The sequence below is a fragment of the Achromobacter sp. NPDC058515 genome (genome assembly GCF_042721735.1).
Lineage (GTDB): Bacteria > Pseudomonadota > Gammaproteobacteria > Burkholderiales > Burkholderiaceae_B > Achromobacter.
This window is the reverse complement of the sequence record NZ_JBHXNI010000004.1, coordinates 24,557-41,122: the sequence shown is the minus strand read 5'-3', so window position 1 is coordinate 41,122 and position 16,566 is coordinate 24,557. Positions and strand designations below refer to the sequence as shown.

Genomic DNA, 16,566 nt, shown 5'->3' with positions numbered 1-16,566 from the left:
GCGCCCGAGCGGATTGAACTGGGGAGTTGCCATGTCATCGTTTGCGACGCACGCCGTAGTCAACCAGGTCCCGCCCCTGGAAGACTATTCCCTGTATGACACCGATCCCGCCTTGCGCGAGGCCGTGCGGCGCGAGGGCGCCGATGCCTGGGCAGGCGACCTGAACGCGCACGGCGCCTGGCTGGGCCGCGCGCAGACGCTGGCGGCGGGCGCCGAGGCGAACCGCTGTCCGCCCCGTCTGCTCAGCTACGACCGCGGCGGCCACCGCATCGATCACGTCGAGTTCCATCCCTCATGGAACCTGCTCATGGGCGGCATCATGGCGCGCGGCCTGCACAGCCGCGCCTGGTCCCAGCCCGCGCACGGCGCGCACGTGGCGCGCGCCGCGGCCTATGTGATGCAGGGCCAGGTCGAGGCCGGCACCCTGTGCCCCACGACCATGACCTTTGCCGCCGTGCCCCTGCTGCAGCGCGAACCCGCCGGCGTGGTGGACTTTGGCGGCCAGTGGCTGACCGCGCTGTATTCCCGGGAATTCGATGCAAGCGATGCGCCGCTGTCCGCCAAGCGCAGCGCCCTGATCGGCATGGGGCTGACCGAAAAGCAGGGCGGCTCCGACCTGCGCGCCGCCACCACGCGCGCCACGCCGCTGGGGGCGCCCGGGCGCGGCGGCGCCTACCAGCTCGTGGGGCACAAATGGTTTTTCTCGGTGCCGCAGGCGGACGCGCACCTCGTGCTGGCGCAGACGGACGGCGGCTTGAGCTGCTTCTTCGTCCCACGCTGGATTCCCGACGGGCCGCGCAACGCCATCCGCGTGCGGCGGCTAAAGGACAAGCTGGGCAACCGCAGCAATGCCAGCGCCGAAGTCGAATTCGAAGAAGCCTGGGGCGTCATGGTTGGCGAACCTGGGCGGGGCCTTTCGGTGCTGCTGGAAATGGCGGGCGCCACGCGGCTGGACTGCGTGCTGGGCAGCGCGGCGCTGCTGCGCCAGGCGCTGGCGCAATCGGCGCACCATGCGCTGCACCGGCATGCCTTCGGCAAGGCGCTGATCGGGCAGCCGCTGATGCGCAACGTGCTGGCCGACCTGGCGCTGGAAAGCGAAGCCGCCATGGCGCTGGGACTGCGGCTGGCGCGCGCCGTGGACGAACGCGCCGACGCCGGGGCGCGGGCCCTGGTGCGCGTCGGCACACCCGCGGCCAAGCTGTGGGTCTGCAAGCGCGCGGTCTCCGCCGTGGCCGAGTGCATGGAGGTCTGGGGCGGCAACGGCTACGTTGAAGAAGGGCCGATGCCCAGGATCTATCGGGAAACGCCCGTCAACTCCATCTGGGAGGGCTCGGGCAATGTCATGGCGCTGGACGTGCTGCGCGCCTTGCTGCGCGAGCCGGACGCCCTGCCGGCGCTGGAGGCCGAGTTTGCGCGGGCGGCGGGCCAGCACCGCGGCTTTGACGAGGCCGTGGCGCGCTGGCGGGCCCTGCTGGCCGATGGTGGCCAGGCGGAGTTCCAGGCGCGCCGCATCGCCGGCGGCCTGGCGCGGCTGTGGCAGGCCGCCTTGCTGATCGAGCACGCGCCGGACGCCGTGGCGCAGGCGTTCGTCGCCAGCCGCCTGCAGCCGGACGGGGGCATGTTCGGCGAGCTTGCCGCCGGCGCGGATACTCAGGCGATCCTGTCGCGGGCGTGGCCCGCCGTCGGCGCATGCTAAATTTCCTGGCTCAACCAACCTTCCCGCATTCTTCACCGCCATGCTCTCCCAGCAAGAACTCAAGCAGCAAGCCGCCGACGCCGCCCTGGAATTCGTTGAACAGGTCGCCGGCCCGGACGTCATCATCGGCGTGGGCACCGGCTCCACGGCCGACCTTTTCATCGACGGGCTGGCGCGTTTCAAGGGCCGCATCGGCGGCACGGTGGCCAGTTCGGAGCGCAGCGCGGCGCGCCTGGCCGGCCATGGCCTGAAGGTGCTGGACCTGAACGACGTGTCCACCATGCCGGTCTACGTGGACGGCGCCGACGAGATCGACGCCAACCTGCACATGATCAAGGGCGGCGGCGGCGCCCTGACGCGCGAGAAGATCGTGGCGTCGGTGGCCGAGCGCTTCATCTGCATCGCCGACGAATCCAAGCTGGTCCAGACCCTGGGCAAGTTCCCGCTGCCGCTGGAAGTCATTCCGATGGCGCGCGAGTCCGTGGCGCGCGCGCTTGCCGCGCTGGGCGGCCAGCCGCGCCTGCGCGAGGGTTTCGTCACCGATAATGGCAACATCATCCTGGACGTGTCCGGCCTGTCGATCGCCGATGCGCCGGCATTTGAAGCGCGCGTGAACAACCTGCCCGGCGTCGTGACCTGCGGCCTGTTCTCGCTGCCCGGCGCCGACGTGGCGCTCCTGGCCACCCAGAACGGCATCCGCCGCCTGGACCGCCGCGCCTGATTCTCCTGGCTCCCGCGGCGCTCCGCCGGTCGCCTTGCGGGCGGCGGAGCGCCGATTCATAATCCTGTCACACTTGGGTCATAACCTTGCAGGTTGTGCAGGCCCATCTCGCAACTCTCTCTATTTCGGGGCAATGCAATGAGATCAACCACGCAGGGAGCCCGGATGACGGAGCATACAAACAAGCAGTTCGACGCCGATCTGGAAAGCGTCCGTTCGCAATTCTTGCAAATGGGCGGCCTGGTGGAAGCCATGATCCAGGAGGCCATCGACGCGCTGGCCAGCGGCGACCTGTCGCTGGTTGAGAAGGTCCGCGAGCGGGAAAAGGAAGTCAACCGCCACGAAGTCGAGATCGACGAAAGCATCAGCCGCATCCTGGCCCGGCACCAGCCCACCGCCATTGACCTGCGCATGCTGATGGCCGTGTCCAAGATGCTGACCGACATGGAGCGATCCGGCGACGAAGCCGAGAAGGTCGCCACCGTTGCCCGCCGCATCCACGAAGGCGAACTGCGCCACATCCCCGTGATCGAACTGCGCCACATGGCCGCCAATGTGCGCACCATGCTGCATCAGGCGCTCGACGCGTTCGCCCGCCTCGACCCCATCCAGGCCGCCGCCGTCGTGCGCAGCGACAAGGAAGTGGACAAGGAATGGAAGGGCGCGCTGCGCCACCTGATCACCTACATGATCGAAGACCCGCGCACCATTTCGCGCGCCATCGACATGATCTTCATCGCGCGCGCGCTCGAACGCATCGGCGACCACGCCAAGAACATGTCCGAACGCGTGATCTACATGGTCAAGGGCGCCGACGTGCGCCATACCGGCGTGAAGAACACCGAGCGCCTGGCGCGCGGCGAGGAAGAACTGGACGAGTCGCAGGAACCGTAAACGGCGGCGCGGCCACGGCAGCGCGCGGCCGAAAAAAACCCCAGGCGCATCCAGCCCTGGGGTTTTTCTTTTTTGTGGACCGGCCGGCGCTACAGCGGCAGCGTCGCGCCCTGGCACAGGCGCGGGTCCGGCACGCCGGGCTTGCCCGCGTCGATGCGGCCGGCCAGCCGGCGTCCGAAGGCCGGCATCGCGGGCGCGCTGACCTCCAGGTCGTACCAGCCTTCGCAGCCGGCGTACTTGAGCTCCATCGCGCCGCCCGAGGGCACGTGCGCCATGGCGCGCCAGCCATCGTTCATGCGCGACTCCAGCTTGACGGGCTGGGGCGCGTCGCCGTGGTTGATCAGCCGCAGGCGCAGGCCCGAGGTCACGGGCACGAGTTGCGCCTCCAGCGTGCCGGCATCCCGGGCATCGCCGCGGAACTGCCGGTGGAAACCGTCGGGACCGAGCAGCCACAGGTCATACGCGCCGCCGCCGGCCAGGCGCCAGCCGTCGTCCAGGCGGGCGCCCGCGCCCACGGTGTAGCGCCTTGGCGCCCGCGTCAGCGCGTTGCGGTCATAGACATGCATGACGGCGCCCGCGCTGCCGGGGTTGCGCAGCGTCAGGCGGTAGTGTTCGCCGTCGGCCGTCATCCGGCCGACGGCCTCCAGCGCATACGGCAAGGGGCAGGCGTGGCGGTTGCTGTCCGGATGGTGCGAGCCCCGGTCGCCGGCGAAGTCGAAGGCCGAGGTCAGGTCGCCGGCCACGGCGCGCCGCCATGCGCTGATGTTCGGTTCGGCCACGCCGAAGCGGGCCTCCAGGAAGCGGATCACCGAGGTGTGGTCGAACACCTGGGAGTTGACCCAGCCGCCGCGGCTCCAGGGCGAGACCACCAGCATTGGCACGCGCGGGCCCAGGCCGAATCCGCGCCCGTGCAGGCTGGCCGGGTCATCGTCGGTGGATGCGCTGGGGCCGCGCCGCGCATCGTGGTATTCGCCGTCCAGCTCGACGGTGGACAGGCCGCCCGGCTGGCCGTCCGCGTGGCGGGCCGGCGGCGCGGGCGGCGGCATGTGGTCGAAGAAGCAGTCGTTCTCGTCGTAGGTGACAAAGAACACGCAGCGGCTCCAGGTTTCGGGATGCCGGGTCAGGATGTCCAGCACGCGCTCGGTGTAGGCGCCGCCCTGGCGGGGCGACGACACTTCCGGGTGTTCGGAGTCGGCCGTGGGCGCGATGATCCAGGACACCGCGGGCAGCGTGCCCTGGGCCACGTCGCGCGCCAGGTCGTCGAGCGTGCGGGTGGACAGCGCGCGGTCGCGCAAGGGCGCGTCGGCGGCGGCGGCATGCTGGCGCCGGTACTGCCTGAAGCCGGCCAGCGGATTGTCGTGGTAGTTGTCCGCCATGTCCTGGTAAATGCGCCAGTCCACGCCCGCGTCCTGCAGGCGTTCAGGATAGGTGGTCCAGGCGTAGCCTTCGCCGGCGGGGCCCAGGCGGTCGAAGGTGTTGACCAGGGCTGGTCCGCCGGCCAGGCCCTGCGGGTCGTTGGTGCCGGTCCACAGGAACAGCCGGTTCGGATTAGTGCCGGCCTGCATCGAGCAGTGGTAGGCGTCGCACAAGGTGAAGGCGTTGGCCAGCGCGGTCTGGAACGGCACCTCGGCAGCCTGGTAGGCGCCCAGTCCCAGCCGGCTCTTGGCGGACAGCCACTGATCCATGCGGCCGTCGTTCCAGGCGCGCTGCGAGTCGTCCCAGGTGTGCGGCGTGATGTAGCCCACCGGCGTGTCGCTCGCGTACTCCGGCTGCAGCGCGTAGGGGCCGCAATGCGCGGCGCCGTCCGCCTGCGTCATGACCGTGCCGGCCGCCGTGGGCGCCGGGTGCGGGTCCGCAAAGCCCCGCACGCCGGGCAGCGTGCCGAAATAATGGTCGAAGGAGCGGTTCTCCTGCATCAGGATCACAACGTGCCGCACGTCTTGCAGCGTGCCCGTCTTGCGATCGGGGGCGATCTCCAGGGCGCGCTTGATGGATGGGGCCGGTTCGGCGGGAATGGACGAGCGCGATTCTTCTTTCATGACAGCATTAATACGGCCTGCGATATTCGAATCTTAAGGCCAGTCCAGCGCTCGTGCGCGGCCGGGGCGCGCTTGCCGCGCCGGAAATGCGAAGCCCCTCGCGGGCGAGGGGCTTCTTGGGCGTGCCGCCACGAGGGCGGCGCAGCCGGGTCAGGCCGAGGGCGGAACGTAGCCGTCGGCTTCGACGCTGCCGTCTTCGAACAGGAAACGCTCCATTTGCTGTTGCAGGTACTTGCGCGCGCGGGCGTCCGCCAGGTTCAGGCGGTTTTCGTTCACGAGGCGCGTTTGCACGCCTTTCCATTCTTCCCAAGCTTCCTTGGAAATGCTCTGCCAGATGCGCGTGCCGACTTCGCCGGGGTAGGGCGGATAGTCCAGCCCTTCTGCTTCACGCTTCAATTTCACACAGTTGACGATACGGGCCATGGTTCGCTGCCGGAAAGATAAGTAACGCCCTATTTTAGCGGGCTTGGCGTCCAGACGGCGCCAAGCCCCTTCAGGTCCTGTGGCCAGGGCCTGCCGCAAGGGTTTCAGAGCTTCTTGATGAAGACCAGGCTGTTGCGGGAACGGTTGTAGTTGTTCTGCTTCTCGCGGGGCAGGTCGGCGATTCCGCCCTGCACGAAGCCGCGCTTCATGAACCAGTGCGACGTCCGGGTGGTCAGCACGAACAGCCGCTTGGCGCCGGTGGCGCGGGCGCGGGACTCCATGTGGCGCAGCAGGATCTCGCCTTCGCCCGAGCCTTGCCATTCGGGGTGCACGATCAGGCAGGCCATTTCCGCCATCTGCTCGTCGGCAAACGTATGCAGGGCCGCGCAGCCGTAGATCACGCCGTCATGCTCCAGCACCGTGAAGTTCTCCACGTCGCGCTCGATCACGCTGCGCGGACGCGGCACCAGGGTGCCGTCCGCTTCCAGCGGCTCGATCAGGCTCAGGATGGCGCCCACGTCGTCGATCGTGGCGGCGCGCAGGTCGTCCAGCGTGTCTTCGACCACCATGGTCCCCACGCCGTCATGGGTGAAGATCTCCAGCAGCACGCTGCCGTCCAGCTCAAAGGGCAGCAGGTGCGCGCGCGCCACGCCGCGCTTGACCGCCAGCGAGGCGTATTGCAGGAAGGCGTGGGTTTCTTCTTCCAGCTCGCCGCCCGCGAGCAGCGCGTCGGCATCCACGCGGGCCAGTTCGGTGTCCAGCGTGCCGTCTTCGTTCAGCACGCCTTGCGAACTGGACAGGAAGATCAGCTTCTCGGCGCGCAGCGCCACGGCGACGCTGGTCGCCAGGTCTTCCATGGCCAGGTTGAAGGCGTCGCCCGTCGGGGAGAACCCGAGCGGCGACAGCAGCACGACCGACGAGCCTTTCTCGATGGCGAACTTCAGCGCGTCCACGTCGATCTTGCGCACCTGGCCGGTGTGCTTGTAGTCCACGCCGTCCAGCACGCCGGTGGGGCGCGCCGTGACGAAATTGCCGGAGATCACGCGGATGTGCGCGTGGGACATGGGCGTGTTGGGCAGGCCCTGGCTGAACGCCGCTTCGATGTCCAGGCGGATCTCGCCGGCGGCTTCCTTGGCGCATTCCAGCGCGGCGGCGTCGGTGGGCGACAGGCCGCGGTCGAATTGCTGGGTGTAGCCCTTCAGGCGCAGCTGTTCGTTGACCTGCGGACGCGAGCCATGCACCAGCACCAGCCGGATGCCCAGCGAAGACAGCAGGGACAGATCCTGGACCAGCGCATTCAGCGCGCCGGCCTGCACCAGTTCGCCGCCAAACGCCACCACGAAGGTCTTGCCTCGGAACGCATGCACATAGGGGGCGACATCTCGGAACCATCGCACAAACTGCGCGGCGGCGAATTCGGGGGCTTCAAGGGCGGAGACGGTGTCTGGTTCCAGGTCGGGCATGATGTGCGTTGCTAGGTCCTATGGGGTCGCGGGACGGCAAAGCCGGCGGGCTGTGCCGCGCGCGCCGCCGGGAGGGCGGCGCTACGCGGAATTATATGGCCGCGCGGCCCGCCCGCCATCGGCGTTCGTAACACCGTTTGTTGCGGGCGCCCCACAGGAAACTCAGTGCTTGGCCAGGTGCCGGTGCTCCAGCCGGCTCAAGAGGCGGACGACGGGCCACAGCAGCGCCAGGTAGAAGAGCGCCGCCAGCACGATGGGCGAGGGGTTGTAGACCAGCGACTGGGCGTCGCGCGCCACCCGCAGCAGTTCCGGCAGCGCGACGGCGCTGGCCAGCGTGGTCAGCTTGACCACCTCCAGCGTGTTGCTTATGAGGTCCGGCATGACGTTGCGCGTGGCCTGCGGAATCTGCACATGCCACATCGTCTGCCAGGCGGACAGCCCGGTCGAGCGCGCCGCCTCGATCTGCCCGCGCGGCACGCTTTCCAGGCCGGCCCGGAATACCTCGCCGTAGTAAGAGGAATTGTTGAGCATGAAGCCGACCGCCACCGCCAGCAGCTTGGGCAGGTCCAGCCCCAGGAAGGGGGCGCCGAAGTAGATGAAGATCAGCAGCACCAGCGGCGGCAGGGCGCGGAAGAAGTCGATGTAGATGGCCAGCAGCAGGCGCGCCCAGCGGCGCTTGAGCGTGATCGACAGCACGCCGATCAGAAGCCCCGAGGCCAGCCCCACCGGGATCACCATGGCGGACAGCATCAGCGTGCGTCCCAGGCCCTGCAGCAGGTAGGGCGCCACGCTTGCGTAGATGCTCAGGTTGAAAAAGTTCTGCAGGATTTCGTTCATGCCGTTCCCCTGGCGCGGAATCGTCGTGCCGCCGCCTTGTTTTGATGGCGCAACCTCAGTGTTTCCACTTGAAGCGCGTTTCGGTCCAGCGGCCCAGCGCCACCACCGGCAGGAAGATCAGCAGGCAGGCCACCGCGGCCAGGGTCAGCGGCGTGGCGTTGCCGGCATTGCTGCTGGCCGATTGCGCGTTGTTCAGCACTTCGCTCAAGCCCACGACCGAGCCCAGCGCGGTGCTCTTGGTGATGGCGATGACGCGGTTGGTCAGGGGCGCCACCGTCAGCCGCATCGCTTGCGGCATCACCACATGGACCATGCTCTGCAGCCAGTTCAGCCCCGTGGAGCGGGCGGCCTCCGCCTGGCCGCGCGGCACCGACAAGATGCCGGCCCAGAAGATCTCTTCGGCGAAGGCGGCCAGCACCAGCGACAGGGACAGCCAGCAGGCCACGAACGCCGACATCGACAGGTTGATGTAGGGGAAAGCGAAGAACAGCACCATGATCACCACCAGCGGCGGCAGCGCGCGCAGGATGTCGGCAAAGCAGATGATCAGGAAGTTCAGCGGCCGGATGCCCAGCGCGCGCAGCACGGCCAGCACCAGGCCGAGCGCCACGCCGGTGGCGGCCACCGCCACCCCCAGCTGCAGCGTGATCCACATGCCCGCCAGGATGTCCGGCAGGTAGCGCCACGCGACTTCGGCGTTGAAGAAGGAGAACAGCAGGGCTTTCAGATCCATGGATGGCTCACCGAACCCGCCTCAGGCGGCATGTTCCGCCATGCGGGCAAGAAAGGCCTGCGTGCGGGGTTGACGGGGAGCGCCGAAGACGGCTTGCGGCGGGCCTTGCTCGACGATCACGCCGCCGTCCATGAACACCACCCGGTCGGCCGCCGCGCGCGCAAATCCCATCTCGTGGCTGACCACCATCATGGTCATGCCGTCCTGCTTGAGCTCGCGCATTACGTTCAGCACGCTGCCCACCAGTTCGGGGTCGAGCGCGCTGGTGGGTTCGTCGAACAGCACCACCTTGGGCCGCAAGGCCAGCGATCGCGCGATGCCCACCCGCTGCTGCTGGCCGCCCGACAGCTGGTCGGGGTAGGCGCCGGCCTTGTCGCCCAGGCCCACGCGCTCCAGCGCTTCCATGCCGCGGCGGTCGGCTTCGGCGCGCGCCAGCTTCTGCACCTTGCGCAGCGCCAGCGTGATGTTCGACAGCACGGACATGTGGCGGTACAGGTTGAAGTGCTGGAACACCATGCCGATGTTCTGCCGGATGCGGTTCAGTTCGGCGGCGGGCGCGGTGATCTCTTCGCCGTCGACGTGGATGGTGCCGGCCGACGGCTCCTCCAGCCGGTTGCAGCAGCGCAGCAGGCTGCTCTTGCCCGAGCCGGACGGGCCGATCATGAAGACCAGCTCCCCCTTGCCCACCTCCAGGTCGATGCCCTTGAGTACGGCGTTGTCGCCATAGGATTTGTGCAGCCCGGCGATTTTCAGGATCGGCGTTTCCATCGTGTGCTCCTCGGTGCGCCGGGGCGGGCCGCAAGCGGCGCCATCCCCGGGCGTTGGCAATGGCGGCGGGAAATCAGCTGCAGCGCAGTTCGACCGGCGTGGCGTCGTAGCCCGGCAGGTCGGGCACGCCCTGGCCCGGCGTCACCGTGACCGCGGCCGAGCCGGCGGCGGGCGTGAAGCCGAACCATTTCTGCGCCAGCTTGGAGACCGTGCCGTCCTGCTTGAGGCACTTGAGCGCCGTGGACACGCGGTTGCGGCCCGCCTGGTCGTCCAGCCGGAACGCAAGCGCCCAGACCAGGCCCGTCTTGACGGTGTAGCTGGTGCGCACCGCCGGGTTCTGCTTGGCGACCCAGGCGGCCACGGTGTTGCCGGCCAGATTGGCGTCGGCGCGGCCCGCCTGCACGGCCTGCACCGCGTCCGCGTTGGACGCGTATACGTCGTACTTGAAACCGTACCTGGCCGCGTTGTCGCGCGCCCAGTTCTCATAGGCCGAGCCCTTGTTGACCGCCAGCTTCTTGCCCTTCAGGTCTTCCAGGCCGGCGATGTCCTTGGCCCCTTTGCCGATCACGAAGGTGTAGTCGGTGTTCAGGTAGCCTTCGGAAAACAGCAGGGCGCGGGCGCGCTCCTCGGTGGCGGTGGTGGGCGCCAGCACAAAGTCGTACTTCTTGGCGTTCAGCCCCGGGATCAGCGCGGCGTACTCGGTGCCTTCGATCTTGATGGTGGTGCCCAGCTGCTTGGCCAGGGCCTGGCCAAGCTCGATGTTGAAGCCGTCCAGGCCGCCGCCCAGCTTGGGCATGGCGTGCGGTGCGAACGTGGCGTCCACGCCGGTGGTGAGCGGCTGGGCGGCCGCGGCCAGGCCGGCGCCGGCCAGCAGGAAGGTGAGGCCGCAGCGGCCGGCAAACGTCAGGGTGCGGGTGAGGCGGGTCATGGCGGGTCCTTTAGGGCAGAGGCGTCTTGCCCAGCGCGGGTCCGGTGCCTACGCGCTCGAGAATCAAGCCGTAATGCTCCGGGCGCCGGTGGGCGGCGAAGTTGAAGATGTGCTGCTTGAAGGTGTCTCCCAATGCCAGGTCGGCCTGGCAAAAAATCACCTCGTCCTCCTCCCCCTGCGCCTGCGCCACGATCTCGCCCGTGGGCGCGACGATGGCCGATCCGGCGATCAGGTGGCTGCCGTCTTCCACGCCGGCCTTGCCCGCCGCCGCCACCCACACCGCGTTCTGATACGCGGCGGCCTGCAGGCTCAGCAGGTGGTGGAACATGCGCAAGTGGGCCGGTTCATTCCAGTGGATATTCATGGACGGCGTGTTGTATCCCAGCGCCACGATCTCGGCGCCCTGCAGCGCCAGCACGCGCCAGGTTTCCGTCCAGCGGCGGTCGTTGCACAGGCACATGCCGATGCGCGCGCCCAGCGTTTCCCAAACATTGAAGCCGTCGTTGCCGACCTCGAAGAATTTTTTCTCCAGGTGCTGGAAGGGGGCCTCGGGCTTGTGGTCGCTGTGCCCCGGCAGATGGATCTTGCGGTAGCGCCCGACGATCCGCGCGTTCGCGTCGACCAGGATGCTGGTGTTGTACCGGCGCCCGTCCGAGGCAATCTCGGCGTAGCCCAGGTAGAAGCCGATGCCCAGTTCGCGCGCGGCGTCGAACAGGACGCGGGTCTCGGGGCCGGGCATTTCCTTTTCGAAATAGCGCTCCATCGCCTCTTCTTCCGTCATCCAGTAGCGCGGGAAGAAGGTGGTCAGCGCCAGTTCCGGGAACACGACCATCCGCGCGCCGCGGCCATGCGCCTCGCGCATCATCGCCAGCAGCCGGGCCACCGCCTGGCGGCGGGATTCGTTTGGCTGCACCGGGCCCATCTGCGCGACCGCCAGGCCGAAGGGACGTTTGCTCATCGGGTGATCCTCATGCCGGGCCGCTGTTGGAAAAATACTTGCGCACGAGCGCGTTGGGATTGCCGGTCAGGCGCTGGCGCAGCACGGGTTCCGGCGTGCCGCGCTTGATGAACCGGCCGCTGCCGCGCGCCACGTGCAGCTGGCCGTTCTCGACCGCCACGCGGCCGCGGCTGATCACCACTTCCGGCCAGCCGCGCACGGTCCTGCCTTCGTACGGCGTGTAGCCGACGCTGTCGTGCAGCATGGAGGCGGAGATCGTCACTTCGCGTTCCGGGTTCCATATGGCGATGTCGGCGTCCGCGCCCACGGCGATGGTGCCCTTTTGCGGATACAGCCCGTAGGTGCGCGCGTGGTTGGCGGCGGTCAGCGCCACGAAGCGCTCGATGGAGATGCGGCCGCCCAGCACGCCTTCGGAGAACAGCAGCGGCATGCGCACCTCCAGGCCCGGCACGCCGTTGGCCACGTCCTTGAAGGTGGTGGCTTCGCCCTTGGGCAGCTTGCCGCTGGCGTCGTAGCGGTAGGGCGCATGGTCGGACGAATACAGCTGCAAGGTGCCGTCGGCCAGGCCCTGCCAGACGGCCTCCTGCGAGGCGGCGTCGCGCGGGGGCGGGCTGCAGCAGAACTTGGCGCCTTCCAGGCCGGGCAGGTCGATGTCCTCGGCGGTCAGGAACAGGTACTGCGGGCAGCTTTCGGCGTGGATCGGCAGGCCCAGCGCCTGCGACGAATGGACCACGCGCACCGCCTCCAGTCCGGCCACGTGCACGATCAGGATCGGCACGTCCATCATGCGCGCCAGCGTCACGGCGCGATGCGTGGCTTCGCTTTCCGCCAGCGGCGTGTGGGCGACGGCGTGGTACTTGGGCGCCGTCATGCCGCGCTCGGCCAGGCGGCGGGCCACCCAGCGGATCATGTCGTTGTTCTCGGCGTGCACCATGACCAGCGCGCCCTCGCGGTCGGCAACCTCCAGCACGTCCAGCAGCTGGTAGTCGTCCAGCTTCAGGCGGTCGTAGGTCATGAACACCTTGAAGGAGGTGATGCCGTTCCTGATCAGCTCGGGCAGGTCGTGCGCCAGCGCCTGCTCCGTGGGGTCCGACAGGATCAGGTGGAAGCCGTAGTCGATGACCGCCTTTTCCTCGGCGCGCCGGGCATAGTCGGCCACCACCTCCGGCAAGGCATTGCCGCGATGCTGGGCCGCGAACGGAATGATGGTGGTGGTGCCGCCGAAGGCCGCCGATACCGTGGCGCTGTAGAAATCGTCGGCGCACATGATGCCCATGCCGGACAGCTGTTCCACATGGCAGTGGCTGTCGATGCCGCCGGGCAGCACCCAGCGCCCCGCGGCGTCGATATCGCGCGCGCCCGGCGGCAGTCCCTGGCCCAGCGCCGCGATCACGCCGTCGCGCACGCCGATGTCTGCATGGAAGGTGTCCGTGGCCGTGCTGATGCGTCCGTTTCGGATGGTCAGGTCGAATGCGGCGGTGTCGGTCATGGGTGGGGTTTTCCGCGGGAAGAGTGTTCAGAGCGTGCCGGGATAGATGCCGCCGTCCAGCACCAGGTTCTGTCCGGTCGTGAAGCCGGCGCGGGCGCCGCACAGGAAGGCGCAGGCGTCGCCGAACTCGGCGGGGTCGCCATAGCGGCCGGCCGGTATGCCGGCCAGCCGCGCGGCCAGCACCTCGTCCACCGTCTTGCCGCTGTCCCGCGCGCCGCGCTCGGCGGTCTGGCGCAGGCGGTCGGTAAGGAAGGGGCCCGGCAGCAGGTTGTTGATGGTGACGCCATGGCGCACCGTCTGGCGCGCAAGGCCCGCCACGAAGCCGGTCAGGCCGGCGCGCGCGCCGTTGGACAGGCCCAGGATGTCGATGGGCATCTTCACAGCGGCGGACGTGATGTTGACGATGCGGCCGAAGCGGCGCGCGATCATGCCGTCGACGGTGGCGCGGATCAGCGCGATCGGCGTGAGCATGTTGGCGTCCAGCGCGGCGATCCAGTCCTCGCGCGACCACTCGCGGAAGTCGCCCGGCTTCGGGCCGCCCGCGTTGGTCACGAGGATGTCGGGTTCGGGGCACGCGGCCAGCAGGGCCTGCCTGCCGGCCTCGGTGGTGACGTCGGCGGCTACCGTCGCGACAGCCGCGCCGGCTTCGCGGCGGATCGACTCCGCCGCGGCCTCAAGCGTGGCCGCGGTGCGCGCGGCCATCACCAGGTTCACGCCTTCGCGCGCCAGCGACAACGCGCAGGCGTAGCCCAGGCCCTTGCTCGAGGCGCACACCAGCGCCCGCTTGCCTTTGATTCCCAAGTCCATCGCGATGCTCCTGTCAGCCTTGAACGGGTTGGCGGCCGGTAGCCGCGAGCGACAGGCCGACGCGCTTGACCGTGGCCTCCAGTTCGGCCGCCGTCGCCGGATCGATGCGCATGCCGGGCGCGCGCAGCGCATGGCTCTTGATCGCGCCGCGGCGCTGGTAGACATACTTGCGCAAGGCCAGTCCGATCTTGGGCTGGAACTCGTAGCGGATCAGCGGGCAGTAGCGGTCGAAGATGGCGGCGGCGCCGGCTTGGTCGCCGCTGGCGTAGCGCTCATAGATGGCCACCAGGATCTCCGGGAAGGCGAAGCCGGTCATGGTGCCGACCGCCCCGCGCTGCAGCTCTTCCAGGAAGTACACGCCGCCCAGGCCGCCGAAGATCTTCATGTCCGCATCCGGAACCAGCTCGCGGATGCGGCTGATCTTCTGCGCCACCGGCGGCTCTTCCATCTTGATCATGTGCACGCCGCCTTCGCGGCCCAGCCGGGCGACGACTTCGGGGCGGATCTCGGTGCCGAACGAATCGGGGAAGTCGTGGATCACCACCGGGATCTTCACGGCGGCGGCGACGGCCTGGTAGTAGTCGAACAGCAGGGCGTCGCTGGCGTTGTCCAGCGGCGCGGCAAACACGGCGGACGCGCCCAGGTCCTGCGCTTCGCGCGCCTGTTCGATCGCGCCGGCGATGCCGTGGGCGCGCACCCCGACCCAGACCGGCACGCGGCCGTCGGTGTGCTTGACGAAGGTCTCAAGGACCAGCCGGCGCTCGGCATTGGACAGCTTGTGCAGCTCGCCCAGGAATCCCAGGATGGCCAGGCCGGTCACGCCGGTTTCCAGCAGGAAGTCGACCAGTGTGCGGATGCTGTCGGCATCCACCTTCAGGGCGTCGTCGAAGGGCGTGGGGCAAATGGTGAAGACGCCGTTGGCGTCGAGGGAGGCGGCCATCTTTTCTCCGTCAGGATGCGTGAAAACCGAAATCGGAAACAACGTTTCGGATGTCATCCTAAAGCGGAAGTTTTAGAACTCCACTTGCTTTTTTATTGCTTTGGTATAACAGCCTGTTAAGTCAAGGTTTACCCTTGGCAGGGTTTGCCAGCGCGGTCGCCGAGAGCTCGAAACCCTGCTCCTGCAAGGTGTGGCGCAGCACGTCCACGAAGGCCTGCGCCAGTTGCGACAAGGGTTCGAAGCGCGACTGCACCAGGCTGGCCGTGATGATCTTGGCCTGGTCGATGGGGCGCACCACGAAGTCGCCCTGCGTGCGGCTCTTGACCGAGAATTCGTCCACGATGGCGATCCCCGCGCCGGCCTGCACCAGCGAACACGCGTTCTGCGGCGAGCTCACTTCGACCGCCAGCCGGCGGGCCTGGCCGGCCTCAAGGTACATCTGTTCCACCAGCGTGCCGAACGGCGTGTCGCCGCCGTAGGAAATGAGCGGGTAGGGCTGCAGGTCCGCAATCGACAACAGCGAACGGCGGGCCAGCGGATGGTTGTAAGGACAGATGCAGACCAGCCGCGCCTGCCCGATGGCCTGGGTCAGCAGGTTCGGGTGCTGGATCGGCAGGATCACCACGCCCAGTTCGGCGCGGTTGTCCAGCAGCATCTGCGTCAGCGGCTGCTGGGTCAGCGGCTGGAAGGTGATCTTCACGTCGGGATGCGTTTCGCGGAAGCGCGAAATGGTCAGCGGGACCAGCATATGGCCGATGCTGGGGCTGGACACCAGGTGCAGGATGCCGCTGCGGCGCTCGGCCAGTTCGGACGCCAGTTCCCCCACGCGCCGCACGCCGGCGTAGACGGCCTCGACTTCACGGAACAGCTGGCGCGATTCGGGCGTGGGGTAGAGCCGGCCCTTGATGCGCTCGAACAGCGCGAAGCCCAGCCGCTGTTCCGTGTGCGACAACAGGCGGCTCACCGCCGGCTGCGAGACGAAGAGCAGCTTGGCCGCCCCGCTGATCGAACCGGTCGTCATGACCGCCCGGAACACTTCGATTTGCCGCAGATTCAGTTGCATGGCGCGCACGCTCCGACTTGACCGGAAGAGCATAACAAAGGGTTAAGGCCGGCAGACAAATTGACAATACATGCTCATGCGGCGGCGCAGCTAGACTGGCGCCGTACCCAGCCCAGGACAGACGAATGGAACAGACCCTCTTTGTCATCAATCCCAATTCCACCCAGGCGGTGACGGACGCGTTCGACGCCGCGCTGGAACCGCTGCGCATGGCCGGCGGCCCGCGCATCCAATGCCTGACGCTGGCCGAAGGGCCCGCGGGCGTGCAGACCCAGCTGGACGTGGAAAGCGTGACCCTGCCGCTGGCGGACCTGGTGCGCAGGCTGGATGCCGAGCATGGCGCGGCCGCCGCGGGCTACGTGATCGCCTGCTTCAGCGACCCCGGGCTGCACGCCGTGCGCGAGGCGACGTCCAAGCCGGTGCTGGGCATCAGCGAATGCGGCATGCTCACGGCGCTTACCCTGGGCCAGCGCGTGGGCGTGATCGCGATCCTGCGCCAGTCGCTGCCGCGCCACGGGCGGCTGTTCGGCGCGGCGGGCGTGTCGGGCCGCGTGGCGGCCGAGCTGCCGCTGGACCTGGGCGTGGTGGAATTGTCGGACGCCGCGCGCACCCGCGCGCGCCTGCTGCAGGTGGGGCGGCGCTTGCGCGACGAGCACCAGGCCGACGTGCTCGTGCTGGGGTGCGCCGGCATGGCGGCCTACCGTGGCTGGCTGCAGGGCGAACTGGGCCTGCCGGTGGTGGAGCCGACCCAGGCCGCGGCGGCCATGGCCATCGGCCGCATCCGGCTCAACTGGCACGGCGCCTGAG

Annotated in this window: 16 protein-coding genes; 4 read left to right on the top strand and 12 right to left on the bottom strand. The window is 68.6% G+C overall.

Features of this window, described 5'->3' with window-relative positions; translation table 11 throughout:
• Window positions 1–31 precede the first annotated feature (31 nt).
• The 3 genes from ACFWP0_RS08720 to phoU all read left to right on the top strand — a co-directional run bounded on the left by ACFWP0_RS08720 (window position 32) and on the right by phoU (window position 3,311).
• Entirely contained in the window at window positions 32–1,696 is a 1,665-nt protein-coding gene (locus tag ACFWP0_RS08720) for an isovaleryl-CoA dehydrogenase (protein WP_377841260.1), read from the top strand.
• A 40-nt stretch (window positions 1,697–1,736) separates the two neighbouring features.
• Window positions 1,737–2,417: a ribose-5-phosphate isomerase RpiA gene (gene rpiA, locus ACFWP0_RS08715; protein ID WP_377841258.1), complete on the top strand. Its 681-nt coding sequence runs from the start codon at window positions 1,737–1,739 to the stop codon at window positions 2,415–2,417.
• A 165-nt stretch (window positions 2,418–2,582) separates the two neighbouring features.
• On the top strand, window positions 2,583–3,311 hold the full coding sequence (gene phoU, locus ACFWP0_RS08710) for a phosphate signaling complex protein PhoU (RefSeq protein WP_377841256.1): 729 nt from the start codon (window positions 2,583–2,585) through the stop codon (window positions 3,309–3,311).
• Window positions 3,312–3,400: 89 nt separating this feature from the next.
• Here phoU and ACFWP0_RS08705 read toward each other — a convergent pair whose 3' ends face one another.
• The 12 genes from ACFWP0_RS08705 to ACFWP0_RS08650 form a co-directional block, all read right to left on the bottom strand.
• A complete protein-coding gene (locus tag ACFWP0_RS08705) occupies window positions 3,401–5,350 on the bottom strand; it encodes a phosphocholine-specific phospholipase C (protein ID WP_377841255.1) in 1,950 nt (649 codons plus the stop codon).
• 150 nt (window positions 5,351–5,500) lie between these two features.
• On the bottom strand, window positions 5,501–5,773 hold the full coding sequence (locus ACFWP0_RS08700) for an oxidative damage protection protein (protein WP_377841253.1): 273 nt from the start codon (window positions 5,771–5,773) through the stop codon (window positions 5,501–5,503).
• A 104-nt stretch (window positions 5,774–5,877) separates the two neighbouring features.
• On the bottom strand, window positions 5,878–7,236 hold the full coding sequence (gene argA, locus ACFWP0_RS08695) for an amino-acid N-acetyltransferase (protein ID WP_377841251.1): 1,359 nt from the start codon (window positions 7,234–7,236) through the stop codon (window positions 5,878–5,880).
• A 162-nt stretch (window positions 7,237–7,398) separates the two neighbouring features.
• A complete protein-coding gene (locus ACFWP0_RS08690) occupies window positions 7,399–8,073 on the bottom strand; it encodes an amino acid ABC transporter permease (protein ID WP_377841249.1) in 675 nt (224 codons plus the stop codon).
• A gap of 55 nt (window positions 8,074–8,128) precedes the next feature.
• On the bottom strand, window positions 8,129–8,806 hold the full coding sequence (locus ACFWP0_RS08685; protein WP_377841248.1) for an amino acid ABC transporter permease: 678 nt from the start codon (window positions 8,804–8,806) through the stop codon (window positions 8,129–8,131).
• Between the two features lie 21 nt (window positions 8,807–8,827).
• Entirely contained in the window at window positions 8,828–9,574 is a 747-nt protein-coding gene (locus tag ACFWP0_RS08680; protein WP_377841246.1) for an amino acid ABC transporter ATP-binding protein, read from the bottom strand.
• Between the two features lie 73 nt (window positions 9,575–9,647).
• Entirely contained in the window at window positions 9,648–10,502 is an 855-nt protein-coding gene (locus tag ACFWP0_RS08675) for a transporter substrate-binding domain-containing protein (RefSeq protein WP_377841244.1), read from the bottom strand.
• Window positions 10,503–10,512: 10 nt separating this feature from the next.
• Window positions 10,513–11,460, bottom strand: a complete 948-nt coding sequence (locus ACFWP0_RS08670) for an N-carbamoyl-D-amino-acid hydrolase (RefSeq protein ID WP_377841242.1) — start codon at window positions 11,458–11,460, stop codon at window positions 10,513–10,515.
• A 10-nt stretch (window positions 11,461–11,470) separates the two neighbouring features.
• Window positions 11,471–12,949, bottom strand: coding sequence for a dihydropyrimidinase (gene hydA, locus ACFWP0_RS08665; protein ID WP_377841241.1), 1,479 nt, complete (start codon window positions 12,947–12,949; stop codon window positions 11,471–11,473).
• Between the two features lie 27 nt (window positions 12,950–12,976).
• Entirely contained in the window at window positions 12,977–13,756 is a 780-nt protein-coding gene (locus tag ACFWP0_RS08660) for an SDR family oxidoreductase (RefSeq protein WP_377841239.1), read from the bottom strand.
• A gap of 13 nt (window positions 13,757–13,769) precedes the next feature.
• Window positions 13,770–14,696 carry a dihydrodipicolinate synthase family protein gene (locus ACFWP0_RS08655; protein ID WP_377841238.1) on the bottom strand — a complete coding sequence of 309 codons (927 nt, stop codon included), beginning with the start codon at window positions 14,694–14,696 and terminating at the stop codon, window positions 13,770–13,772.
• A 121-nt stretch (window positions 14,697–14,817) separates the two neighbouring features.
• On the bottom strand, window positions 14,818–15,759 hold the full coding sequence (locus tag ACFWP0_RS08650) for a LysR substrate-binding domain-containing protein (protein ID WP_377841236.1): 942 nt from the start codon (window positions 15,757–15,759) through the stop codon (window positions 14,818–14,820).
• Between the two features lie 125 nt (window positions 15,760–15,884).
• Between ACFWP0_RS08650 and ACFWP0_RS08645 the strand changes: the two genes are divergently transcribed.
• Window positions 15,885–16,565 carry an aspartate/glutamate racemase family protein gene (locus tag ACFWP0_RS08645; protein WP_377841234.1) on the top strand — a complete coding sequence of 227 codons (681 nt, stop codon included), beginning with the start codon at window positions 15,885–15,887 and terminating at the stop codon, window positions 16,563–16,565.
• Window position 16,566: the final 1 nt, after the last annotated feature.